The sequence below is a fragment of the Paenibacillus sp. NPDC093718 genome, from assembly GCF_050279985.1.
Classification (GTDB): domain Bacteria; phylum Bacillota; class Bacilli; order Paenibacillales; family Paenibacillaceae; genus Paenibacillus_AQ.
The window spans coordinates 550495-574271 of the sequence record NZ_JBNNUS010000005.1 but is presented as its reverse complement, the minus strand read 5'-3'; the positions used below and the strand labels follow the sequence as shown (position 1 = coordinate 574271).

Annotated in this window: 25 protein-coding genes; all 25 read right to left on the bottom strand. The window is 49.1% G+C overall.

The features are described 5' to 3' along the window. Positions 1–700: 700 nt before the first annotated feature. Positions 701–2380 carry a LysM peptidoglycan-binding domain-containing protein gene (locus ACQKPA_RS18340; RefSeq protein ID WP_427493977.1) on the bottom strand — a complete coding sequence of 560 codons (1680 nt, stop codon included), beginning with the start codon at positions 2378–2380 and terminating at the stop codon, positions 701–703. A gap of 162 nt (positions 2381–2542) precedes the next feature. Beyond that, a complete protein-coding gene (ilvE, locus tag ACQKPA_RS18335) occupies positions 2543–3427 on the bottom strand; it encodes a branched-chain-amino-acid transaminase (RefSeq protein ID WP_427493976.1) in 885 nt (294 codons plus the stop codon). Continuing rightward, a complete protein-coding gene (gene pheA, locus ACQKPA_RS18330; RefSeq protein ID WP_427493975.1) occupies positions 3428–4315 on the bottom strand; it encodes a prephenate dehydratase in 888 nt (295 codons plus the stop codon). It lies immediately after the preceding gene. Further along, positions 4312–5280 (bottom strand): homoserine kinase, encoded by a 969-nt coding sequence (thrB, locus tag ACQKPA_RS18325; RefSeq protein WP_427493974.1) that lies wholly within the window; start codon positions 5278–5280, stop codon positions 4312–4314. The genes pheA and thrB overlap by 4 nt, the downstream gene beginning before the upstream one ends. After that, a complete protein-coding gene (thrC, locus tag ACQKPA_RS18320; RefSeq protein ID WP_427493973.1) occupies positions 5277–6350 on the bottom strand; it encodes a threonine synthase in 1074 nt (357 codons plus the stop codon). The genes thrB and thrC overlap by 4 nt, the downstream gene beginning before the upstream one ends. Before the next feature lie 62 nt (positions 6351–6412). Beyond that, positions 6413–7699: a homoserine dehydrogenase gene (locus tag ACQKPA_RS18315; RefSeq protein WP_427493972.1), complete on the bottom strand. Its 1287-nt coding sequence runs from the start codon at positions 7697–7699 to the stop codon at positions 6413–6415. Between the two features lie 55 nt (positions 7700–7754). Then, the gene (locus ACQKPA_RS18310; RefSeq protein ID WP_009594028.1) at positions 7755–8192 is read right to left on the bottom strand and encodes an ACT domain-containing protein; all 438 of its coding nucleotides are present in this window, start codon (positions 8190–8192) and stop codon (positions 7755–7757) included. Positions 8193–8467: 275 nt separating this feature from the next. After that, positions 8468–9121 carry a hypothetical protein gene (locus ACQKPA_RS18305; protein ID WP_427493971.1) on the bottom strand — a complete coding sequence of 218 codons (654 nt, stop codon included), beginning with the start codon at positions 9119–9121 and terminating at the stop codon, positions 8468–8470. Between the two features lie 47 nt (positions 9122–9168). Beyond that, positions 9169–9921, bottom strand: a complete 753-nt coding sequence (locus tag ACQKPA_RS18300) for a hypothetical protein (RefSeq protein WP_427493970.1) — start codon at positions 9919–9921, stop codon at positions 9169–9171. A 24-nt stretch (positions 9922–9945) separates the two neighbouring features. Then, positions 9946–10704, bottom strand: a complete 759-nt coding sequence (locus ACQKPA_RS18295; RefSeq protein WP_427493969.1) for a hypothetical protein — start codon at positions 10702–10704, stop codon at positions 9946–9948. Positions 10705–10724: 20 nt separating this feature from the next. Further along, entirely contained in the window at positions 10725–12032 is a 1308-nt protein-coding gene (locus ACQKPA_RS18290; RefSeq protein WP_427493968.1) for an SPFH domain-containing protein, read from the bottom strand. A 284-nt stretch (positions 12033–12316) separates the two neighbouring features. Beyond that, entirely contained in the window at positions 12317–13627 is a 1311-nt protein-coding gene (gene obgE, locus ACQKPA_RS18285; protein WP_071223403.1) for a GTPase ObgE, read from the bottom strand. A 13-nt stretch (positions 13628–13640) separates the two neighbouring features. Beyond that, the gene (locus ACQKPA_RS18280; RefSeq protein WP_427493967.1) at positions 13641–14381 is read right to left on the bottom strand and encodes a Spo0B domain-containing protein; all 741 of its coding nucleotides are present in this window, start codon (positions 14379–14381) and stop codon (positions 13641–13643) included. 169 nt (positions 14382–14550) lie between these two features. Continuing rightward, positions 14551–14862, bottom strand: a complete 312-nt coding sequence (gene rpmA, locus ACQKPA_RS18275; RefSeq protein ID WP_071223405.1) for a 50S ribosomal protein L27 — start codon at positions 14860–14862, stop codon at positions 14551–14553. A 17-nt stretch (positions 14863–14879) separates the two neighbouring features. Next, positions 14880–15212, bottom strand: a complete 333-nt coding sequence (locus ACQKPA_RS18270; protein WP_194541485.1) for a ribosomal-processing cysteine protease Prp — start codon at positions 15210–15212, stop codon at positions 14880–14882. 13 nt (positions 15213–15225) lie between these two features. Beyond that, positions 15226–15537 (bottom strand): 50S ribosomal protein L21, encoded by a 312-nt coding sequence (gene rplU, locus ACQKPA_RS18265; protein ID WP_006208810.1) that lies wholly within the window; start codon positions 15535–15537, stop codon positions 15226–15228. A gap of 160 nt (positions 15538–15697) precedes the next feature. After that, the gene (locus ACQKPA_RS18260) at positions 15698–16933 is read right to left on the bottom strand and encodes an Rne/Rng family ribonuclease (RefSeq protein ID WP_427493966.1); all 1236 of its coding nucleotides are present in this window, start codon (positions 16931–16933) and stop codon (positions 15698–15700) included. Between the two features lie 118 nt (positions 16934–17051). Next, on the bottom strand, positions 17052–17915 hold the full coding sequence (locus ACQKPA_RS18255; RefSeq protein WP_427493965.1) for a M50 family metallopeptidase: 864 nt from the start codon (positions 17913–17915) through the stop codon (positions 17052–17054). Next, positions 17908–18816, bottom strand: a complete 909-nt coding sequence (locus tag ACQKPA_RS18250) for a peptidoglycan DD-metalloendopeptidase family protein (protein WP_427493964.1) — start codon at positions 18814–18816, stop codon at positions 17908–17910. The genes ACQKPA_RS18255 and ACQKPA_RS18250 overlap by 8 nt, the downstream gene beginning before the upstream one ends. Positions 18817–18994: 178 nt before the next feature. Then, entirely contained in the window at positions 18995–19789 is a 795-nt protein-coding gene (gene minD, locus ACQKPA_RS18245) for a septum site-determining protein MinD (RefSeq protein WP_009594006.1), read from the bottom strand. A gap of 3 nt (positions 19790–19792) precedes the next feature. Then, positions 19793–20455: a septum site-determining protein MinC gene (locus ACQKPA_RS18240; RefSeq protein ID WP_427493963.1), complete on the bottom strand. Its 663-nt coding sequence runs from the start codon at positions 20453–20455 to the stop codon at positions 19793–19795. Between the two features lie 83 nt (positions 20456–20538). Then, a complete protein-coding gene (gene mreD / locus ACQKPA_RS18235; RefSeq protein ID WP_427493962.1) occupies positions 20539–21063 on the bottom strand; it encodes a rod shape-determining protein MreD in 525 nt (174 codons plus the stop codon). A 1-nt stretch (position 21064) separates the two neighbouring features. Then, a complete protein-coding gene (mreC, locus tag ACQKPA_RS18230) occupies positions 21065–21940 on the bottom strand; it encodes a rod shape-determining protein MreC (RefSeq protein WP_427493961.1) in 876 nt (291 codons plus the stop codon). 57 nt (positions 21941–21997) lie between these two features. After that, positions 21998–23032, bottom strand: a complete 1035-nt coding sequence (locus ACQKPA_RS18225) for a rod shape-determining protein (RefSeq protein WP_071223413.1) — start codon at positions 23030–23032, stop codon at positions 21998–22000. A 38-nt stretch (positions 23033–23070) separates the two neighbouring features. Next, positions 23071–23760, bottom strand: a complete 690-nt coding sequence (radC, locus tag ACQKPA_RS18220; RefSeq protein WP_009593994.1) for a RadC family protein — start codon at positions 23758–23760, stop codon at positions 23071–23073. Positions 23761–23777 lie beyond the last annotated feature (17 nt).

Below are 23777 nucleotides of genomic sequence, written 5' to 3'. Positions count from 1 at the left end.
ACGCCGCCAGCGTTCGTCCTGAGCCAGGATCAAACTCTCCAATAAAGTGTTTGACTTGCTCATTTCTTAACTGACGAGAATTTGTTCAATTCTCTTTTTCAACGTCCCACCAAAGTGGTTCGTTTTACTCACTCGTTGTTCAGTTTTCAAAGATCAACTTCTTCGTCACCAGCGAATCTCGTTCGCACCAGCAACTCTTATAATATATCATGTTTGTTTCGATAATGCAAGAGGTTTTTTTAGGAAGTTTTTTAAGTTCTTCTTAAGTTCTTCTTTACTTTCGTTGACCTCTATCCCATCGCAGCCTTGCTGATCGCGACTGGATTTATAATGTATCATATTTTTCGATTCAATAGCAATACATAATTTCTTCCAAATGCATTTCATTTATAAATGGCGATCAGCAGTATCACATTCCAATAGATTTATAGACAGTATGTCGGGCGAGCATACAAAAGGGACCAAGATATGGTCCCCAGAGTGTCGAGAAAGTCCAGAGGACTTTTCGACACTTTATTTTTTATATGGGGAGGCTCATCTTTTAAACCAAAAATCGATTTAAAACGATCTGAGACCCCTAGTTTTGAGACTTTAAGGCAAATTTTAACCCCCTGCAAAAAACAGGGGGTTTCTCAACAGCCTGGGGACCAAGATATGGTCCCTTTTGTTTAGCTGTAACCTGGCCTTCATTGATAATGTCTTAACCCTTGATCCAGGGATTGTGGCGCTTGCCTTTTGATGAACCTTGAGGCTTGCGTGATTTCTTGGCTGCTGTTCTTGTTTTATTGGCTTGCTGACGATGGACTTTGGCTCTCTCCTTGGCATTCTCTTCAATGGAAGTATCTCTGGTTACGGATGGTTCCGTATCGTTCTGAGCCTCACCGCTGACCGACATATTGGATTGCTTCGCTTCGTATGGAGCCGAAGGATTGAATGCCGAATCGAACGGCTGGTCGTTTTGCCGATCATTCCAGTTCTGCTCATATGGATTTACAAATGGAGGATATGCTGCTTGAGTTCCCATGAGTGCGGACGGATGGCCGTATCCCCCAGCATTGTAGTCCATTCCACCCTGCCACGGTTGATACGGTACCGCCATGTCGGGTGCGTACTGGTGATGCCCGTGTTGTGGCATATTGTGGTATGGACTAACTTCTCCCCCATGGCATCCGCAAGGAGACGGAACATAACCATATGTCGCCGCTGTGTGATGATGCTCAGGATATGGATGGTAATCGGAACCCACATTTCCTGTATATGATTCCGTGATCGAGAAATGGGAATATTCCAAGCTCATGGGCTGTTCAGAAACACCCGGATATCCTGAAGGTACATTCCCCCAGCCTTCATTATAGGATACAGGCATCGCTTCCTGCGGTATATGGTGATACGGATGGACTGTGCCGTAATCTGCTCCATGCCAATGTTTAGGTTCATGGCAACCACATGGTCCTTCATGATAACCACCGTATGGAGGCATCATAAATGCAGGCGCTTCTTGAAAAGGAAATTCCGGACAAGGATGCGGCATCATATGAAGTGGCATCTCCGCAAACGGCGGACATGGTTCGGCCATAGGATGGATTGGGTAAGGTAACGGCATGGTTTTGACAGGGTGCGTAAACTCCGGCTCTATTGGTTTATATGGCAGTTTGTAATCCGGTTTGTACTCTGGCTTGAATTCAGGCATGATTACAGGCTTTTTAAAATCCGGCAGGACCTCCGGTTTCTTCACTTCTGGCAGGATCTCTGGTTTCTTGACCTCCGGCAGGATGACCGGCTTCTTGATTTCAGGTAAAATCTCCGGTTTGTGCTCCGGTTCGAATTTTTTAGGCTCCTCGGGGAACGGTGAAATCTCAGGCAGTTTCGGTAAAATCGGCGGCTCGGGCTCCTTAACTTCCGGAACAACCGGAGGCTGCTCGATCGGCGCTGTGATTTCTTCCTTCACTCCGGTGTAATCCTTACTGCCCGGCTTCTTGCCCGGGTTCGAACCACTGCCACTGCTCATCGAAACCCCGTCATCTGAGCCCGACTCCGAATACACGCCTGATGAAGGGATGTTCACGACCTCTCCAACCAGCAGGGCATTCGGATTTTTAAGCTGCGGGTTGGCATCAATGATTTCCTTCAGGGTTACGCCCCATGCCTTCGACAGTTTCCAGAGGGAGTCCCCCTGCTTTACCGTATGCTTATGGATAATGGGTTGGCTGCCGCCTGGTACCGGAACAGGCTCTGTCGGTACTTTGATTTTGGCACCGACATCGAGCTTATTCGGATCCACCAGCTGTGGATTGGCATCGATGATTTTCGCTAAAGGAACGTCGTATTTTTTGGACAGCTCATATAGGGTGTCGCCTTCCTTGACGATGTGTATCTTCACGCCGCTAAAACCTCCTACACTCTTCTAGGCTCATGTTATTCGCCCGCTTTCGTTACTACATCCTATGCACGGAATAGGCGATTGACATCCCTCTGGGCAAAAAAAATCCTTTCATCGACATGAAAGGATGGTTTAAGTCGTTTATTTAGCTGTCCTAAAACATCAAGATTCCCATACTTTATAACCGTCTTGATCCACAATTTTGCGGAATTCCTCGAGCAGTTGAAGCGTAATTGGACCAGCCTGCCCTTTTCCGATCATCCGTCCGTCAATTTCACGAGCGGCGATGACCTCAGCTGCGGTTCCTGTAAAAAACACTTCGTCTGCTATATAAACGTCATGCATGCTGAAAGGCTCTTCCTTCAATTTGATGCCGAGTTTATCGCATAAATCGATAATCGCCTGGCGCGTAATGCCTTCAAGCGCGCCAAGGTAGCACGGAGGCGTGGTGACCACGCCGTTTTTCACGATGAAAATATTGTCCCCTGAGCCTTCCGTCACATATCCTTGTGCGTTCATCATGATTGCTTCATCCGCTCCCGCAAAGTTGGATTGGATCTTCACAAGAATATTGTTCAAATAGTTCAGTGACTTGATTTTCGGATTGAGCGCATCCGGAATGTTGCGGCGCTGGGCTACGGATACGGCCTTCAAACCGTTAAGATAAGCCCCTTCAGAGTAGATCGCCAGCTGTTCCACAATGATCAACACCGTTGGTTTAGGGCAGCGACGCGGGTCCAGACCCAGATTGCCTGCACCTCGGGATACTACGATACGGATGTACCCGTTTCGCATATCGTTGCGCCGAATCGTCTCGGCCATAGCCTCCAGCAGCTCATCATATGCCAATGGGATGACTAAATCGATGGACTTGGCGGAATCGTACAGCCGATCCAAGTGTTCCTTGCACTTAAAGATGTTGCCGTTATATATCCGAATCCCTTCGAATATGCCGTCTCCGTACAGGAATCCATGATCAAAAACGGATACTTTTGCATTCTCTTTTGTGACGAATTCTCCATCCAGATAGATCCATTGCTCTGACATTTACTTAACCTCCATTTTCTCACTCTCGTACGCATAGCCCGGATAAGTACCCAGCACACGAACCACACATCCCAGCGCTTCAATCTCTCCCATGGCGGCAAGCAACAGAACGGAATCCGCTGCGGCCATGACATCGATGTAAAAATAGTAATTACCAAGCTTCTTCTTCGTCGGACGGGATTCAATCCGCGACAGATTCAGGCGCCGCCAAGCAAACGCCGAAAGCACCTGATGCAGCGCTCCCGGCACATCCTCTGGGAGGGTCACGAGAATGCTGGTCTTGATATGCTCCGGCGAACGGTTGACTAAAATCGGCTCGCGTCCGATTAATACAAACCGGGTGTAATTGTTATCATGGTCGGTAATACGCTCTGCAAGCACGTTTAATCCGTGAGTGGCAGCGCCTAGTGTAGTACCGATCGCCGCCCATCCCTGGCCGGGATTTTCCTTTACGATCTTAACCCCTTCCGAGGTGCTGCCTACTTGCTCCAACTCAGCCTGTGGCGCAGCCTTCGCGAGGAACTGACGGCACTGGGCCGTTGCTACTTGGTGAGACCAAATTTTTGTGATTTTACTGTAATCCATCGTACCGTCATTTGACCGGAACTCGGCAGCATTTCCGATCAGGTTTTGAATGGAAGGATAGACCCACTCCACCTGCATCGGCAGATCCACCTCATTGACCAACCAATCCATATGAAGGCTCACGGAACCTTCGATGGTATTTTCAATCGGGATTACGCTGTAATCGCTTTTTCCTTCTACTGTAGACATAAATACATCAGAGATCAGTTTATGGTGGACAAACTCCACCGGCTCACCGTTAAGGAGATAAAGTATCGCTTCATGAGATACCGATCCTGAGGGCAACAAGGCTATTTTTTTCATGCGGTAACTTCCCCTCTAATCATATCCAAAAAGGATCTATTGTTTATATCATCCAAGAGCTGGGCGCCTTCCGCAACTGGATTCAATTGGTAGCACGAAGACAGGATTCCTTCCGCCTTCATCGTCTCCGTGAGATACGTGCTCAATTCTTCTGCACGCGGTTCGTTCCGATCCACCAACGCAATCATCGTCGGGCCCGCTCCGCTTAGCGCAATCCCCAGCGCTCCGTGGTTTGTCGCTTCGGCCAAAATTTTGCTCATCCCTGGCACAAGCGGTACCCGATAGGGCTGATGAATCCGGTCTTGCATTGCGGCAGATATCAAGTCCAGTCTGCCTGCAGAAAGAGCCGCGGTCATCAAGGAGGACCGACTAATATTATATACAGCATCCGCTAAACTGACCTGGGCGGGCAGCGCTTCTCTTGCTTTGGATGTTGCCAATTCGAAATCGGGAATAACAACGAGCGTGCCGAGGTCTGCTGGAGGTTCAATTCGTATATAATCCGCATGAGCTCCGTCCCATACAGCCGTAATGATCCCTCCAAATAATGAAGCTCCTACATTATCCGGGTGCTTCTCAACATTCGTCGCCATATCAAAAAGCTTGGAATCCGGCAGCGGTGAACCGATCAGCGCATTGGCAGCCGCCAGCGCCCCTACAATCGCCGAAGCACTGCTGCCAAGACCGCGGGTAAGCGGAATTTCGGAATACATGGAAATTTCGAGATCGGGAACAGCCTGTCCCGCTTCTTCAAAAACCATCTGAGCCACCTTGTAGATCAGGTTGCTCTTATCGGTCGGCAGACCGCCCATCTCATCACCATGAAGATGGAATACGGTCCGCTCCGACGCCTTCATCTCAATCCAGGAATACATAGACAATGCCATGCCGAGTGTATCGAATCCGGGTCCCAAATTAGCCGTACTGGCCGGTACCTTCACCCGGACACCTTGGGACAAACTCATACCCGTGCAGCTCCTTCAAGCTTAGCAATCGCATTCATTACGGCTGATTCCGTATCTGATACAACGAGCGGTTCAGCGTTCACGGTAGCAATGGCGATATTCGGATCCTTGAGTCCATGCCCTGTCAGCACACAAACTACGGACTCTCCACCTTTAAAATATCCTTCGCGCTTCATTTTATAAACGCCTGCGATGGAGGCAGCCGATCCTGGCTCGGCAAAAATGCCCTCACGCGATGCGATTTTGCGGTATGCTTCCAAAATTTCTTCATCCGTCACATAGTTAATCTGTCCGCCGGATTCCTCAGCAGCCGCAACCGCGGTTTTCCAGCTGGCCGGGTTCCCGATACGGATGGCAGTCGCTACCGTTTCCGGATTCGCAATAGGCTCTCCCTTCACGATGGCCATTGCTCCTTCCGCTTCAAATCCAAGCATTCTCGGCAGAGAGGACGATTTGCCCGCAGCATGGTATTCTTTAAATCCTTTCCAGTAAGCGGAGATGTTCCCGGCATTGCCGACCGGAATGGCCAGCACGTCCGGAGCTTTCCCCAACTGGTCGACGACTTCGAATGCAGCCGTCTTCTGGCCTTCGATTCGATAAGGATTCACGGAGTTTACAAGCGCAATCGGATGCTTCGCCGTAATCTCGCGCACAATTTCCAGCGCGCGGTCAAAATTGCCTTCAATCGCAATGACCTTTGCTCCGTAAATCATCGCCTGGGCGAGCTTGCCCAGCGCAATATTGTTGTTCGGAATGATTACGATACAATTTAATCCGCCACGAGCGGCATAAGCAGCAGCTGCTGCAGACGTATTGCCCGTTGAAGCGCACATGATGGTGCGGCTTCCCTCTTCCATCGCTTTCGCTACAGCCATCACCATCCCGCGGTCTTTAAATGAACCCGTAGGATTTAGCCCTTCAAATTTGAAATACAGATCAATTCCGAGCTCTTCGGATAGATTCACAGCTTTGATCAGAGGGGTGTTCCCTTCCTTAAGCGTTAGAAGCGGAGTACGCTCATTCACCGGCAAATATTCTCTGTAGGTTTGAAGCAATCCTTCATACGGCATCTCTCTTGTTCTCCTTTTCTTATGAAAAAATTATATAGGGTTATTTAATGAGTTCTAATCCCTTATCCTTCAACACGGTAAACACTTTTAATTCGGCGAATGACTTCCAGGCCTTCAAAATGATTCAACACTTCATCCATATTGGCTTTGCTCGCATTGTGCGTGACGATGATAATCTCCGCGTCCGGATTATGCTCGTTCGGCTGCTGGACAACGGATTCCAGGCTGACGTTATATTCAGCGAACACCTGCGTAATTTGGGCAAGTACACCTGCTTTATCGTCGACATGAAGCAAAATGAAGTTCTTATACATGATCTGCTCGTCGGTTTTCAGTTTCTTCGGTTTGTATGGAACGATGGCTTTGAGACCGTTGACGCCGAGCTTCAGATTCTTGATAACGGCAACCAGGTCTGCCACAACGGATGTAGCGGTTGGCATCTCACCAGCTCCGGCTCCGTAAAACATCGTTTCGCCTACAGCTTCTCCATATACATAAACCGCATTAAACACCCCATTCACGGCTGCAATAGGATGTCCTTTTCGAACCATCGTAGGCTGAACCGTGATGCTGAACTCATCGTCCTGACGCTCCGCTATACCAAGAAGCTTCATCTCATAGCCCAAACGCTTCGCATAGGCGATATCTTCTTTGGTCACTTGCGAGATTCCCTTAACGGTTACATCCTGGAGCTCGACGTTCGTACGGAAGCCAAGCGTGCCGAGAATCGCCATCTTGCGTGCCGCGTCCAATCCCTCTACATCGGAGGTCGGATCAGCTTCTGCATAACCCAGTTCCTGAGCTTCGGCCAGGACATCCTCATACGATGCGCCTTCTTGACTCATCTTGGTCAGAATAAAGTTGGTTGTACCGTTCACGATCCCCATAATCTTCATGATACGATCCGAGGAGAAGCCTTCAATCAGCGTGCGAATAATGGGAATACCGCCAGCAACGCTTGCCTCGTAGAACACGTCGCACTGCTTCTCTTGCGCCTTGGCTAATATTTCGGCACCGTGGAGAGCCATCAGATCCTTATTCGCGGTAACGATATGCTTGCCGCGCTCAAGCGCTTCGAGAATATAGGTTTTCGTCTGCTCGATCCCGCCCATCACTTCAACGATGACATCAATCTCGGGATCGCGAATGACCGCCCATGGATCTTCCGTCAGTTTATTGTGATCCACATTGACACTGCGGTACTTCTCCAAATGTTTGACAGCGATACGTTCTATCGTAATCGGCGAACCGACCTGGCTGCTCAAATCCTCCTGGTGTCCCTCTACGATGCGGACAACCCCTGTTCCTACGGTTCCTAATCCCAAAAGCCCTACTTTGACCGGTTTCATTAATACACTACCTCCTGTATCCCATCACATAGATATCTATTTAAATCGCCATAACTTAACCTTGGCCTATCATCTGCACTCTTCTTACTCCAGCTATTCGCCTCAATCCGTCAAGCAGGTCATCCAGCTCCTCATTCAGCCGGGAAACTTCGACGGATATCACGACATTGGCGATTCCCTGCAGCGGAATACTCTGATGAATGGTTAACACATTCCCGCCTTCACCCGCTACCAACCCAAGCACTTCAGATAGCATCCCCGAGCGATGCTCCATATCGATAGAAATCGTTACGATTTCATCACGTTCCAGTTGATTGATGGGATGGATTCCATCCTTGTACTTATAAAAAGCGCTTCGGCTAAGCCCAACCTGTTCAACGGCTTCATGGACCGTTCTAACGTCTCCCGATGCCAGCAATTTTTTTACTTGCATCGTCTTAACCACAGCCTCGGGAAGGATGTCTTCCCGGACCAAATAGTAGCGTTCCTTCACAAACGTCCTCTCCTCAAAGACTACTGTATTCGTATAGTGGACATTATACTGGATATACCATGTAAGGGCAATACATAAGTGTCCAGTTTTTAAGATATCCCGATATTTCTTATGTCAACTCTATAGCCTATACTATATCGCAATTCGAATCGGAACACATCGTTATAAACGTCAAAATTGTAAATGATGCGCAAGAAAAAGCAGTCTCCGGTATGTGGAGACTGCTGATAAAACAATTATACTTTCGTTTTGAGTTCAAACGCTCCGCGTGAAATCTAAGCAACAATGACCGTGCCGCAGTACTCGCACTCTTTTTCTTCCTGGTGTGAAATTACGGTTCTTGCACCGCACCCTGAACATTCCACAGACTTCGATCCAATATCCTGTTGAATCTCGGCTGACTTTACTGACTCTCTATGTAATGAAGTGATCATCAGCACACCATTCTCAATCTTCCCGTAAGGGAGCATCCGCTCCTTGATCATAAAGTTCAAATCACGGATCACATGGGATGGAGTTTGATTCGCTGCAATCGCAATATGATCGATATAAATCAGACGCCGCTGCAAAACGTCCTCTGCATAAATTCTCAACAGCTTTCGGAATTTCTTGTCTGCCAGGTCAGCAGCAACAAGAAGCAGCATGGCAGGGACTAATAGGCACAATGCCAATGCTAAATTGTCGTTTAAGAACTCCTCACTGGTTTCGCTCGCCAGTGAAAAGATCACAGAAGTCATAATGTACGAACCGAACAATACCCATCCCATCAGCCTTGCGTTTCTTCCCCTGTAACTGTGATGTTGTTGTGTAGGTAAGATACGACACGCGGCAATGATCAAAGCTAATGGAAAAAACACATACGTCAAGCCAATAATAAAATAATCGAATTTTGAAAATTGCGATTTAAAAGGCTTATTTGGAATGCTCATACCACGATCTCCTCAATGTTGTTTCTTAATCGGACGCATAACTAAGGTTAAGCCACAATCACCGAACCGCAATACTCACATTCTTTTTTCTCCGAATGCGTTACGACCGACCTTGCCCCGCAGCCCGGGCATTCCACAGACTTTGGCCCTGGATCGGGCTCCGCTTCGTTTCGGGTTATTGGCGCTGGTTCAGCCGCAACTTGACCTAGTGAATATTGCACTCGCTGCCCGCTGCGCGAAACAAATTCTCCTTGGAATGAGGACTGGGGTCTCCTCTGCAAGGATGGGATGATGACAACACCGTTGTCCAGCTTTCCATTAGGCAGCATACGCCGTTCAAACATGAACGTGATATCTCGGACAGCATGGGCCGGCGTTTGCCTTGCCTCTCGAGCGATATGTTCAATTTGGACGAGCCCTCTTTGCATAATGGCATTCGAATAAAATTGCAGCAAACGGTTGAATTTCTTATCTTCTTTCTTGCCAATCAACAGCATGATGATGGCTGGAACCAGTATAATAACGCCCCATACGATGGAAGCGGAATAGAGGCCGTCGACATCTTTATCATCAATAGTCGCAAGGATCATAAGCAATTCAAAGATTCCATAGGTTATGACCAGAACCCACCCGAAGAGCCGGTTGTTTCTTCCCTTACAGTGATTATGGCGATGGGTGACAAGCACCCGAGCAGCCGCCAGCACAATGGCCAGCGGAAAAAACAGAACCGCCAACGCAATAATGAAATAATCCATGGTCGTGAACTTCTGTTTAAAGCGCTTCAGATCAGACGCTCCCATATTCTATCCCCTCTACCATCTGCATTACGTTGATCCCGCTTTTGCCTTCAGAAGTTCGGTGTTGCGATCCTGTACCGTTCTAAGGATATCGCGGATGATGTGAACGGTTTGCTCTGCCAGCTGATCGCGTTGTTCTGCTTGCGTCTCCCCGATTAGAGCCACTTGGTCCTCCAACAATGCGATTTTTTGCTGGATCATATGCTCCACTTCATATAAAGAGGTGTGTGTGATAGGATCGCTATAACGAAGCGTTTCCTCCAGCTCGGCCATCTGCCGGTCTAACGAATGAATGTTCTCTCCTGGCATCTCACCTAGTTTTCTTCGGATTCCCCCGATCCAGGCCACCGTCTCTTTCTTAACCGCCAGATGATCACTCTCCTTTCGTTCATGAGCTCCTGCATATTTTCCCGCCAGAACGATCAGTCCCAAAACCACCGAGAACCCCAGGAAAGTTATAAGATGAATCATAAAATAAGAAGATTCAGGCAGCTTAAATAAATACCCCAGCAGAATGACCTCCAGCAAAACGGAAATGGCATAGACTCCTATAATGACGCCTGAAGCAATATAAAAAGGAGCTCCTGGCGAAGTCGCTTTGAGCTGGTGGACAACAAAACCGATAAAGACGAGAATGGCCGCTTCGGCGCATCCGAGAGCGATGCCCGATATCCAAGCATTCAGCTGAACGATCCCTCCGATCAATCCGAACAGAAGGATGGTTAAGACCGGAAGCACTGCCGCAGCCAGCCATAATCCATTTCGACTTGTGGTACTTGTACTCACTCTATTCCCTCACTTTCACTTCACATCAATTTATGTCCGCACTCCATGCAAAACTTCTGGCCCGGTTTGATCTCATGATGACATCCAGGACATGTAAGCGCATGGCTTGACCCGCAGTGCGGGCAAAACTTGGCTTCCGCATCCACCAGTTCACCGCATGCCCTGCAAGGCATAGGAAGTGCTGCACCGCAATCCGGACATTCGACGGCACCGGCCGGGTGGTCATGGCCACATTTAGGGCATGCATGGTACGGGTCACCGCAGTGAAGGCAAAACTTGGCATTCGGAGGCAGTGGCTGCCCGCAATCGTTGCATTGAACGGTTCTCGCCAGTTCCTCCTCAGCCTGCACCTGAAGCGATTGTCCGCATCCCGAACAGAATCGTGCTTCTTCTGCGCTCAGTGTTCCGCACTGGGTACAAGCCTTCTGTTTGATATGAGGCTCGTTCTTTCCTGGATCCTTTGAACCCTCAAACATTTTTCCCACGGTCTCATACATCGGACCAGCCATTCCAAGTCCCATGCCCAATCCGGTTCCCATGACCGCTGCCGGGCTGCCGGGATTCTTTGCCGCCCCCTCCAGCGTATTAAAGGTTCTTTCTTGATGATAGGTATATCCGATGATGTCCATCTCCGCTTTCTTTGCCAACGCTTCCTTGATTCGAACAGCTGCCGGGTCATTCTCAGGTATGTTGATGGAGTCCACATAGAAATTCAGCAGGGTGATCCCCATTTCTTCAAATGAAGGCGCAATCGCTTCCATGATATGCTTCGATATTTCCGCTATGTAAGCATTGATCTCCACTACGCTGATTTTTTTACGAACGATATAGGAGGATATGATTTCCGTAATATTGGACATCAGTACGCCGCGATAATATTTAATCAGTGTGCTTTGGTCAAAAGTCGGAAGTGTGCCAACCATGGTCCCCAGGAACTTTCGCGGATCGCTGATCTGTACGCCGAATTGGCCAAAAGCCCGGACCGATACGATAATATTGTATTTTGGATCTTGCAGCTGGATCGGCGAGCTGGTCCCCCATTTCACGTCCAGTGAACGAAGTTTGTTCACAAACCAGACTTCTGCCGTAAAGGGAGACTTCCCGCCGAATGGAAGATTGATCACATTGGATAATATCGGTGTATTCGCCGTACTCAGTGTATGCCGCCCAGCTGAGAAGGAGTCCAGGGCTTGGCCACCCTTATATAAGATTGCCTCCTGTGTCTCATGAACAATGAGTTGGGTCCAAGTGCCTAACTCCTGATTCGGATAACGCCAGGCAAACACATTCGGCGGTCCTTCATATTTTACAACTTCAATAATTGCCATAGTTCTACTCTCCTTTATACAACGTTCCTTCCATCCTGATAGTCTATGGAAAAGGACTATTGTACTACCATTGTATACGATTTACCTGATATGTGGATGCAAAATTTGGTAACCTAAGCGGAAAAAGATATCTCTGAACAACTTCATAGTTGGTGCCATAAACCACAACCCATGTTTACGTGATATCGATTCACTGGGACACCACTTCCTCCATAAAAAAATACCGCCAAGCCTGCTGTTAAACAGACCTTGCGGTATTTTGTTACAAACGTATTTTTTGCACATTAATAGTAGCTGCTGCCTTCAACAAATTCAAATTCGAAATCACCAATTCGTACAATGGTGCCTTCTGTCGCGCCCCGTTTCCGAAGTTCTTCATCGACGCCCATATGACGCATCGTTCTTGCAAGCTTCAGAATGGCATCATGCGAATTCATCTGCATCCGTTTCAGCATCCGCTCAATCCGCTCGCTATGCACCACATACATCTCATTATCCCTAGTAACGGTGAAGGAGTTGTCGTTCTGCGCTTTGAATTTATAAACCTTGCGCTCGGAAACCTCGGATACTTCTTCAATGGCCGGCTCGTCCGGAATGCTCTCAAGCACATCGATCGTGCGGTAAAGAAGTTCCTGGATACCCTGACGGGTCAGCGAGGAGATTGGCATGACCTCGATGTCCGGACGAATCTCTTTCAGCTTCTCTTTGAAGGCCGCTAGATACTCTTCGGCCTCCGGCATGTCCATTTTATTAGCGGCTACGATTTGCGGCCGTTCGACCAGAACCGGGTTGTAGAGCCTGATTTCATCATTGATTTTTTCCCAGTCCTCAAACGGATCCCTTCCTTCCGTGCCTGCCATATCCACGACATGGACAATGACGCGTGTTCTTTCCACGTGCCGGAGGAATTCGTGACCAAGTCCCACGCCTTCATGAGCACCCTCAATCAGACCAGGCAGGTCAGCCATAACAAAATTGCGACCGTCTCCAACCTCAACAACTCCCAAATTCGGCGTTATGGTCGTAAAGTGGTATGCGCCGATCTTTGGCTGAGCCGCAGATACAACGGACAACAAGGTTGATTTGCCTACACTTGGGAACCCGACGAGACCTACATCAGCCATCACTTTAAGTTCCATGGTTACGTAACGCTCTTCGCCTTCCTCGCCGTTCTCGGCAAGCTCAGGCGCCGGATTGTTCGGGGTAGCAAAGCGGATATTTCCTCGCCCTCCACGGCCTCCTCTGGCAACAACAACCTGTTGACCGTGTCGGGTCAAATCGCCAATCACCTCACCGGTATCGTCATCCGTTAAGATGGTACCCGGCGGGATACGGACAATCATGCTATCCGCATTGGCGCCATGCTGACTTTTATTGCGGCCTTTTTCTCCGCGCTTGGCCTTAAAATGCTTCTGGTAACGGAAATCCATCAACGTGCGTAGTCCTTCGTCCACCCGGAAAATCACGTCGCCGCCCTTACCGCCGTCTCCGCCGGCAGGTCCGCCTTCAGGAACGTATTTCTCTCGACGGAACGCAATGAGACCATCGCCGCCGTCTCCGCCTTTTACATATACTTTTGCCTTATCTACAAACATGAAATCACCTTCCTCAAGTCACAAACGACAAATACAAACGATACGAGGTCTCCCCCGGCTCCGTTTGTTCTACCCGAATGCCTTCGCCTTTTACGGATTGTTCAATCTGAAGCTTCAAGCTGTCCGGGTCTCCAAAGGATCCTTCTCCTTGTGCCCATACCATCAGCTCTTGTTCTTGCTGCATAAATGTTAATGTTAATTGCCGGGTATCCCCCCAAGACGCTTTTCCGCTCAATTGAAAAGCTCTCACCGTTTGAATGATAGCTTCGGTAAAAGACTCCGCCGTTTGTGGCGATACTTTGTCTTCCAGTTGCACCTGGTCCACAACTTCAACATCGAGCTGCAGATTATTGCTGTACGTACGGTATGAATGTAAATAAAAAACCAGCGAAGGAATGCCCAGCTTAGAGATTCTGCTTTCCGTCGCCATCCTGTCCTTTATTCTTTCCACAGAACCCACTGTTTTATCAAGCTTTCCAAGTTGAATGTAGCCGTACAAAATTTGAAGCTCATTCATCCAATCATGACGATGGTGATTCAGCATCTGAATCGCCGTCTGCTCCACATTCCGAATGATGGCTTGCTGCCTGCGCTCCTCCGATTTCCGGACAAGCCAAGCTCCGCAGGCAGACGCAGCGATAGCCCAAACCGTTAACACTGCTCCTGCAGCCAAAGTCGGTTTCCATACCATCCATGCCACGGGTATTACGGAGGTTAACCCCGCCCCAGCTGCTATCCATTTCCAGGATTTCATCGCTTCTCCTCGTCTTTCAACAGCAATTGGTTACATTCACCAAATCCCAGTATATCATAGACCTTCAGGACGGTTCATCCCCTGGATGATGATCTTTGCGTTATTTACAAAAAAAGAAGCCCCGGCAACGATGCCGAAAGGCTTCTTCTGTATGCAGCATAAGAAACGATTAAGCTTCTACTGCAGCCGCTACTGGAGCGACATCAACCGGGTAGACGCTCACTTTCTTGCGATCACGACCCCAACGTTCAAATTTCACAACGCCGTCAACTTTCGCAAACAAAGTATCGTCTTTACCGATACCTACGTTCGTGCCTGGATGAATTTTCGTTCCGCGTTGGCGAACCAAGATGCTGCCGCCAGTCACTGCTTGACCGTCTGCACGTTTCACACCAAGACGTTTCGATTGGCTATCGCGACCGTTCTTTGTGGAACCTACACCTTTTTTCGATGCGAATAACTGAAGATCCAATTTCAACATGTTGTCTACCTCCTTCTTCAAGTAGTCAATTCCTGTATTCTTATATACTTGCCGTATGAATCGGCAATTCCCTGTAACATAACAACCATGGATTCGAGAAGCAGTTGAACTTGTCCCGAGACGGAGTCGTTTGCCGTCGGCGGAAGATTCGCACTAAGAAAGCCGCCCTTCATCTGGGTCTCCATAACAGTTCCGGTTAACGCTTCAATGGAATTGACCGTTCCCACTGTAATGCTGGAAACTCCAGCACATACAATATCTTCTCCAGGATTGGCATATCCCGCGTGCCCCGTTACCTTAAAGCTATGGATCCGTCCATCTCCCCCGCGCAGTACTTGTACAGTAATCAATTACCGCACCTACTTACGCTTGGATTTTCTCGATGGTTACTTTAGTGTAAGGTTGACGATGACCTTGCTTCTTGTGGTAGTTCTTCTTCGGCTTGTATTTGTATACAACGACCTTACGGCCTTTACCGTGCTTCTCTACCTTTGCAGTTACAGTCGCACCGGAAACAACCGGCGTACCTGCTACCAACCCGTCCTCTTTAGATACGGCCAGTACACGGTCGAAAGTCACGCTCTCGCCGTCACCTGCAGTCAGCTTCTCGATGAACAATACGTCGCCCTCTTGAACTTTGTATTGTTTACCACCTGTTTCGATAATAGCGTACATTTGCTTGCACCTCCCTATGTCTCAGACTCGCCTAGTATAAGGTGTCCGTCCCAACCGGAACGTCCTTGGTAACCCAACCGGAGCGGTTACAGCATGTGCAGCAAACCATCACTAGACACATACCCAATGATAATATCATATTCCATGTTCACCGTCAACATCATTGTTCGATAACAAAACCTCTGCCCCCGCAAGCTCCGCAAGGCTTAGCAAACGGGAGCGAAGAGCTTTCCCTGGCTTTTTTGCGGGTCATTTCCAGCAGTCCCAGCTTGGTCCAGCCCACTACAAAGCTCTTGGTGCGGTCCTTGCGCATTACAGCCTCCATGGCAGAAACAACCTGCTCCCGGTGCTCTTCACGATCCATATCGATGAAATCAACGATGATAATGCCCCCGATATCCCAGAGCCGCAGAATTCTTGCAATCTGCTCTGCCGCCAGAAGATTCGTCTTCAGCACCGTTTCCTCGAAATTATCGCCACCGATATATTTGGCTGTGTTGACATCCATGATGGTCATGGCTTCCGTCTGATCAACAACGATGGTCACACCTTCCGGAAGCGTGATTTTTCTTGCAAAGCCGGCTCTCATCTGCTCGTCCAACCCGTAAGCTTGAAAAATCGGACTTCCTTCCGAGTAATATGTAACCTTAGGCTCCATACCAGGGACGGTTTCCTTCAGATAGCTTTTGGTCTCCTCGCCTTTAAGCTTGCTGTCGATCACAAGTTCGTCATGAAGCGGATCAAAGGCATCGCGGAGAAAACGCTGCAGCAAACCTAAATCGCGATGAAGCAGCGCCGGAGCAGAAGAAAACTCGGCCTTGTCGAGAATTCGCGCCCACTCTTTTCGCAGATACTCAAGATCTCCCTTAAGGAATTCCAGAGGCTCGTCCTCCGATACCGTTCGGATAATGATCCCCTCTTCATCTGCGCGGAGCTGCTCGCCGATACTCTTCAGCCTTGCTCTCTCCGCATCACGTCCAATTTTCTTGGAGACGGCAACATAATCCGCAGTCGGCATGTACACCATGCATCTGCCAGGCAGTGAAAAATGGGTAGTGACCCGCGCCCCCTTGCCGCCTCTAGGTTCCTTCATCACCTGCACGATCAATTCCTGGCCTATCGTTAGCAGCTCTGAGATAGACGGCTTCTGTTTGGGCTGCTTCTCTAAATGAGGATGGAGCACATCATCAATATATAAAAATGCATTCTTTTTCAGCCCGATATCTACAAAAGCCGCCTGCATCCCCGGCAGCACATTTACGACCCTGCCCTTATAAAAACTGCCGACTACACTTTGCTCACGACTCCGCTCAACGGCGAATTCTGCTAACCTCCCATCTTCGATGAGGGCCATCTGAATGGTCTCATGTTCACAATGAACTATCATTTGCCTCATGGCTTCACCCCTCAAATGGAAGACGATATTCTATTTTTTTATCCTAACACAATCTCAGATGATATGAATGGATAAAGAATCATGGCCCGCCCTGCGTCTTCCTCATGGTGTTTACGATTTACGCATACCAGGGCGGACCATTTGATGCAAAATAAGAAGAGATCACATGCTGCTCCGGAACGACGGCAAGCAGGCTGCCTCGTCCGCTCATGACATAAATCAGATGATACTTCTCTCGTTTAAATAGACGCATAATATCATCCAAAGGTTTCGAAGAATCTGCAACGATTGGCTGCGCAGGACCGAGTCCATCTAAATTTCGTTCATAAATCTCGCTCCGATTGACCAAAAATCTTAAAAACCGGTAATGCACATTCCGATAATCTTCAAAATTGGAATACGCTAAAAAGAGGCCGATCATCAGCACATTTAAACGAATACCGCCGCCGGAAAATAACGGCTGCAAGCCATATCCGATCATGATCAAGCTGCACAAAATGCCAGCACGGGAAGCCCACAGCAAGGTCGCATGATATGGGGCGAGCAAGCTGATGACGGCCTGCAGCACTTTGCCGCCGTCCAGCGGAAGAATCGGGAGAAGGTTAAACAGCGCGATGATAAGATTCCCCTGTATGATATAAGACAATAGCTGCTCGTCTCCCCACCCCGCCCATCTGCAAGCCAGAGTAATGCCAATCATGATGACATTTTGCAGCGGACCCGCAAGCGCAATGATGATTTCCTTCATCGCAGTCATCCTGCCGTCATCTTCAATGACAGCAACGCCGCCGAACGGCAGCATCTGAATGGCTCGTACCTTGAACCCCATCGCTGCCGCTGCGGCGGCGTGTCCCAATTCATGAATAAACACGATAATAAACAGGGTCAGCAATTCCAAAAAGCGACCGGTGAATACGGATGCCAGCATGACAATAACAAAGAGAGGATGCAGCGACAATACCGTTCCCTTAAACTTAATCAAACGGAATCACTTCCGCCGGATCGATACCTCGATCCCCCTCTTTCAGTTCGAAATAAAGGGATGGCGGGCTGCCTGCGCCTGAAGACGCCAATGTGCCGACAATATCTCCGCCTTGAACCCAATCGTTTACCTTAAGTCCCGTTTCTGCCAGCCTGCTGTATATCGCCGTTCTCTCTCCTGTATGCTGTATGAGAATGGTGATCCCATTCTCAGGATGTTCTTTAACCTCAAGCACGCGTCCGGTCTCTATACTCTTAACCGCCCGGTCTGCTAAAGAACCCCCTCCGGCTTCCAAAACGATGCCTTTCAGATCCACGGCAAAGGATTGGACCACCTTTCCGGAAAGCGGAGGAACTAAAGAAGTCCCGGCATTCACCTTCGTCGAGTGTTCGTCGGTTTGTCCAAAAATCGGAATGAAGGAAGGCGCGCTTCCAAAGTGCTCCTCGTACCATACCTGGGCTGCCTGGAAATCCATCTCATGGCTCAGCCCCTCAACAATAAAAGCTTGCGTACGAAGAGCCCACGGCTGCTGAAACGAAAATACCCCCCATGCCAATCCAAACACCAGCGCGCTGACGATGATGCGGCGCACCAAGCCCGACAGAAACGAAGCTTTTCTTGGCGGTTCCCCAGGATCACCGGGATCCAGCGCACCATACCAACCGCGGTGCCCTTGCTTCCAAAGCCGCTCGGGATCCGGTTCACTCTCTGCAAGAAGCGGGGAAGGGTTCGCCCTGTGTTCCTGTATAAAGCCTGTCTTGTGAAGATTGGGATGGGCAGGCTTTTTCTCGGGAACGGGCCCCCATGACGACTTATCATGCGGTGCCGGTGACGTTTCCCCTTCCAGCAGCTCGCGAATGCGGGCTTCTCTTCGGTTCTTAACTGAAGTTTTGATGTCCATTGTTCTTTCCCCCTTGGGGCTTGTTTTCTTACTCTATCCTATGAGGAGATGAAAGATATTTAGAACAAGCCCTATTGAAGAGGCGAACAGAATGTATGAAGATCATAACAGCGTAGATGAAGTAAACAAAAAAACCGATGCCTCCCGGCACCGGTTCGTGTTAAAAGCCTTTAACCCATTAACCCATTCCAAAAAACTTTTTGAATTTGGTGAACATCCCTTTTTTCTGATGGATTTGCATCAGAGGAACGGTATCACCCAGGATACGCCGGGCGATGTTTCTATAGGCGATGGCTGCCTGAGAGTCCGGATTCATCACCGTAGGCTCCCCGATATTGGCCGCTTTAATAACCATTTCATCATCGGGGACGATCCCGATCAGATCAATATTCAGCACCTGCAGCACATCTTCAATCTCCAGCATGTCGCCGGATTTCACCATGTTCGGGCGAATCCGGTTTACAACAAGCTTCGGAGACTCTACATGAGAGCTCTCCAGCAAGCCGATAATCCGATCCGCATCCCGCACGGCCGCATTCTCGGGCGTTGTAACCACAATCGCTTTATCTGCACCGGCAATGGCATTCTTAAATCCTTGCTCGATTCCAGCCGGACAATCGATAATGACATATTCGAATTCCTTTTTCAATTCAAGTACGATATCTTTCACCTGCTCCGGAGAAACGGCATTCTTGTCTTTGGTCTGGGCTGCAGGAAGCATATACAACTCATCGAAGCGCTTGTCCTTGATCAGCGCCTGGTTAAGTCGGCATCGCCCTTCTGCAACGTCGCACAAATCGTATATAATCCGGTTTTCCAGGCCCATCACGACATCCAAATTACGAAGACCGATGTCCGTATCAACCAGACACACTTTTTTTCCGAGCAGTGCCAAAGCTGTGCCGATGTTCGCCGATGTCGTCGTTTTACCGACTCCGCCTTTACCCGAAGTTACGACGATTGCCTCTCCCATGTTCTACACCCCTTTAAACACATTAAAATCCCGACCCAAACGTGAGATGTTGCTGATCTTATCGATCTCCATGCTTCCGTCCTTCAAATACGCAAACTCCATGACCGTTTCCCGCGTCTCCCATTCATCCGGCGGTCTGCTGATCATCTGGGAGATACGGAGCTGGGTAGGGGCAAAATACGAAGCCGCTATAATCGCATCCTCGTTGCCCTCTACACCGGCGTGCGCGGTTCCGCGCAGAGCTCCCAATATGTAGATATCGCCGGTGCACGTTATGGTTCCGCCGGGATTCACATCGCCGAGGAACAAGAGATCGCCGTCATGATGCAGCACCTGTCCGGAACGTACCATCCCTGTCTTAAGCGTAAGCTTCTCCTCTGGTATGAGCTCCGACTCAAGCGGCGGCGATTCCACATTACGTATCAGCAGGTTGCCCTTTTGCTTCAATATGTCAAGAATCGTCTGCTTCTCTTCTTCGGAAATTTTCCGGGAACCCAGCTTCACATCCACATGAATGATAGGTCCGGTCAAAATATTCTGATGACTGTGCTCCAGCTTATAGCGCAGCTCGCCGAGCAGCTCCTCCAGCTCACACTGGTCATCAAGCAGGAATACCAGGCCATCTTTGATGCCCTTAATCGTCACATGATTGGATTTTACAGCCATAAGCCTGTCCCTCCCATCCCTATACATTTCGCGCTCAAACCTTCAAGTTCCTGCTAGTCTAGTAAAATGTCATAATGGAGGGTTCAGGATGCCTTCCTTCTCTGATTCTTCGTAACCAACTCAATCTGCTTGCGAAGAGGAACGTAAATCGCCAGAGCAAAGGCAAAATGAACAAGGAGATTGGGTAGCATATGATGAAGCAGTGACCAATTATAAGAAGTCGGATTGAGTCGAAACACCTTATATATGCCAAAAAGCGTACTGTCAAACAACAAGCTCCCCAGGATGACAATGGTCATCATCATGGGCAGCGGCGCCCGCGGGGACTTGAAGACAAGCCCCACCAAATATGCGGATACGCCCATAGCAAACGAATAAGTGCCAATCATCTCGCCGTAATACACGATATCGTGAAGCATGCCGAATATAAGTCCGAGCACCAGCCCCGTGTGGCGATGATAATAAATCGATACAAAAAACAAGCAAACCAACACGAAATTAGGATAAATCTGAAGCTGCAGTGAGCTTGGCGTTAACCAGAAAACCACCGTGCCCTGCAGAATAAACAACAAGAACAACAGCAGAATCAAAATTTGTTTACGGGCCATCTTATTCAGGCTCCTCAGGCGTAATGACAACGGTCAGATATTTCCAATCATCGAACTTGGCGGCTGGTTCGATCGTAGCCGTTCTGCTTTGACCGTATTGGCTGGTCTGAACGCTGAGGACCTTACCGATGATCATGCCTTGAGGAATAACGCCTCCGGCACCGGATGAAATGATCTTATCTTTTTCCTTAATCGGATCATCTTCCGAAATTCGCGTCATGAGCAGCGTGTTGGTCTTCTCATCGTAGCTCTCAACCACGCCAAACGTTTTGTCCTCTTTCCCGATCGCCGTAACCGAAATCGGCTGCGGATTCGGATCCTGGGCATCCATCGTAGTCAGCAGCTTCACTGTAGAGGTGAAATTGCTGACGTTGCTAATGATGCCGACCATGCCGTCGACCGTGGTGACCGACATATTAGGGCGAACCCCATCGCGCTCGCCCAGATCGATGACCAGTGACCGGTTATTCGGATCCGAATTAACGCTAAGGACTTGAGCGGTTCGATATTCGTATTTGTCACGATTCTTCTGGTTTTCGGTAAAATGAAGTTCGTCTTTTAGTGCCTCGTAATTGGCTTTCATGTTGTTGTAATTTGCACTCTCACGCGAATACTGCGCAACCGCCCGGCGCAGTTCCTCATTCTCTTCATAGATTTCCTTCATGTTCCGCACATCTTCAAAGAAACCCGCTATATAGGCAGCGGGCTTATAAAACACACTTTGCACAAAACCGACCGTATCTTTGACGAATTTTTCAGGCCAAGATAAAGAAGCTCTCGGGCCGAGCGTAAACCCCATAATAGCGATAAACGCTACCAGCCCGATGAGCATAATAAACAAACGCTTATTGCCTAGCAGCTTAAACAGTTGCAACACCCTCTAACTTACTGTTTTCTCTCCCAACATTAGGGGTTTACACTTTTATTTTGGTTTCTACCGTTTGGAACGGACGGCAGAGCTGCTCCGGGATTTAAACAAGTGAATGTTCTCGAGCGCTTTACCTGTGCCAATGGCCACGCAGTCCAGCGGATTCTCCGCAACGATGACCGGCATGCCGGTCTCTTCGGCAAGCAGCTTGTCCAGGTTGCGAAGCAATGCGCCGCCTCCCGTAAGCACGATGCCTCGGTCCATAATATCCGCAGCAAGCTCCGGAGGACATTTCTCAAGGGTAACCTTAACGGCTTCAACGATGGCATTAATGGTATCTGCCAACGCTTCGCTGATCTCATCCGATGTAATCGTGATCGTCTTCGGCAGACCCGTCACCAAGTCGCGGCCGCGGATTTCCATCGTTTCTACAGTCTCCAGCGGCATCGCGGAGCCTACTTCCATCTTGAGCAGCTCGGATGTGCGCTCACCGATCATCAAGTTATATTGACGTTTGATATAGGAGATAATAGACTCATCCATCTCATCGCCTGCAACGCGTACAGAGCGGCTGGTTACAATACCGCCTAGCGAAATGACCGCAACCTCGGTCGTACCTCCGCCGATGTCAACGACCATGCTGCCCGTAGGTTCCCACACAGGCAAATCGGCACCGATTGCAGCTGCAAAAGGCTCTTCGATCGTGTAAGCTTCGCGTGCTCCCGCTTGCTTGGTGGCATCTTCCACCGCACGCTGCTCTACCGCCGTAATGCCGGAAGGCACGCATACCATCACGTTCGGATGACGGGGGAATATGGAACGCTGCTTCTGTGCCTGACGAATAAAGTATTTAATCATCGTAGCCGTTGTATCAAAATCAGCGATGACGCCGTCTTTCATCGGACGAATGGCACGAATGTTCCCCGGTGTGCGTCCAATCATTTTCTTAGCCGATTCTCCGACGGCTTCAATGCTCTTCGTATCTGTACGCAGAGCAACCACGGAAGGTTCTCTTACGACAATTCCTTTCCCACGAACATAAACCAGCGTATTTGCCGTCCCCAAATCGATTCCCAAATCTTTCGTAAAACCACCAAACATGATGTATCTCCCTTTCTTCGTCAATCTGAACTATTATATTACATCAAGCCCCGTTCCTTCAAACTTACAAACGATCCGTCCCCAATGATCAGATGATCCAGCACGTCGATCCCGACAATCTGTCCTGCCTCCACTAAGCGTGCAGTCAGCGATATGTCTTCCGGGCTGGGCGTCGGATCTCCGCTAGGATGGTTATGCGCGCACACCAGGGATGCACTGCTGCATTTGATGGCCGCTCTGAACACCTCGCGGGGATGAACGATGGAAGCATTAAGGCTTCCCATCGATAACGTTTCCTGGGCAATGACATGATTTTTCGTATTTAAAAATACACAGACAAAATGCTCTTTCTGTAAATAGCGCATCTGTTCACTGAGCAGTTCTGCCGCGTCATGCGGACTGCGAATAATAACCGGCTCTACATGTCTCGATGCGGCTAAGCGCCGTCCAAGCTCGATGCCAGCCTTCAGCTGAACAGCCTTAGCCGTTCCAATTCCTTTGATTTGCGTAATTTCCTCAATGCTAAGATCAACGAGCTGCCGGATGCCGCCTGCTTCCCCCAGCAGCCGCTGGGCTATATGTACGGCAGATTCCTGGCGGGTTCCGGTCCGAAGCAATATCGCCAGCAATTCTGCATGGCTTAAAGCGCTCGCCCCATATTGCATCATGCGCTCTCTTGGTCGTTCATCATGGGGGATGTCGCGCAGCAATAGCGTTGGCGACTCCATATATTCCCCTCTTTTCT

Coding starts and splice junctions, on each gene's coding strand:
- ACQKPA_RS18300 (WP_427493970.1), bottom strand. CDS start 9,921: ATGGGAGCGTCTGATCTGAAGCGCTTTAAACAGAAGTTCACGACCATG.
- ACQKPA_RS18260 (WP_427493966.1), bottom strand. CDS start 16,933: ATGAGGCAAATGATAGTTCATTGTGAACATGAGACCATTCAGATGGCC.
- ACQKPA_RS18250 (WP_427493964.1), bottom strand. CDS start 18,816: ATGGACATCAAAACTTCAGTTAAGAACCGAAGAGAAGCCCGCATTCGC.
- rpmA (WP_071223405.1), bottom strand. CDS start 14,862: ATGTTGAAATTGGATCTTCAGTTATTCGCATCGAAAAAAGGTGTAGGT.
- radC (WP_009593994.1), bottom strand. CDS start 23,760: ATGGAGTCGCCAACGCTATTGCTGCGCGACATCCCCCATGATGAACGA.
- minD (WP_009594006.1), bottom strand. CDS start 19,789: ATGGGAGAGGCAATCGTCGTAACTTCGGGTAAAGGCGGAGTCGGTAAA.
- ACQKPA_RS18290 (WP_427493968.1), bottom strand. CDS start 12,032: ATGGCAATTATTGAAGTTGTAAAATATGAAGGACCGCCGAATGTGTTT.
- ACQKPA_RS18225 (WP_071223413.1), bottom strand. CDS start 23,032: ATGTTTGGTGGTTTTACGAAAGATTTGGGAATCGATTTGGGGACGGCA.
- thrC (WP_427493973.1), bottom strand. CDS start 6,350: ATGCCGTATGAAGGATTGCTTCAAACCTACAGAGAATATTTGCCGGTG.
- ilvE (WP_427493976.1), bottom strand. CDS start 3,427: ATGTCAGAGCAATGGATCTATCTGGATGGAGAATTCGTCACAAAAGAG.
- ACQKPA_RS18240 (WP_427493963.1), bottom strand. CDS start 20,455: ATGGCTGTAAAATCCAATCATGTGACGATTAAGGGCATCAAAGATGGC.
- thrB (WP_427493974.1), bottom strand. CDS start 5,280: ATGAGTTTGTCCCAAGGTGTCCGGGTGAAGGTACCGGCCAGTACGGCT.
- ACQKPA_RS18305 (WP_427493971.1), bottom strand. CDS start 9,121: ATGAGCATTCCAAATAAGCCTTTTAAATCGCAATTTTCAAAATTCGAT.
- pheA (WP_427493975.1), bottom strand. CDS start 4,315: ATGAAAAAAATAGCCTTGTTGCCCTCAGGATCGGTATCTCATGAAGCG.
- mreD (WP_427493962.1), bottom strand. CDS start 21,063: ATGGCCCGTAAACAAATTTTGATTCTGCTGTTGTTCTTGTTGTTTATT.
- obgE (WP_071223403.1), bottom strand. CDS start 13,627: ATGTTTGTAGATAAGGCAAAAGTATATGTAAAAGGCGGAGACGGCGGC.
- ACQKPA_RS18280 (WP_427493967.1), bottom strand. CDS start 14,381: ATGAAATCCTGGAAATGGATAGCAGCTGGGGCGGGGTTAACCTCCGTA.
- ACQKPA_RS18315 (WP_427493972.1), bottom strand. CDS start 7,699: ATGAAACCGGTCAAAGTAGGGCTTTTGGGATTAGGAACCGTAGGAACA.
- rplU (WP_006208810.1), bottom strand. CDS start 15,537: ATGTACGCTATTATCGAAACAGGTGGTAAACAATACAAAGTTCAAGAG.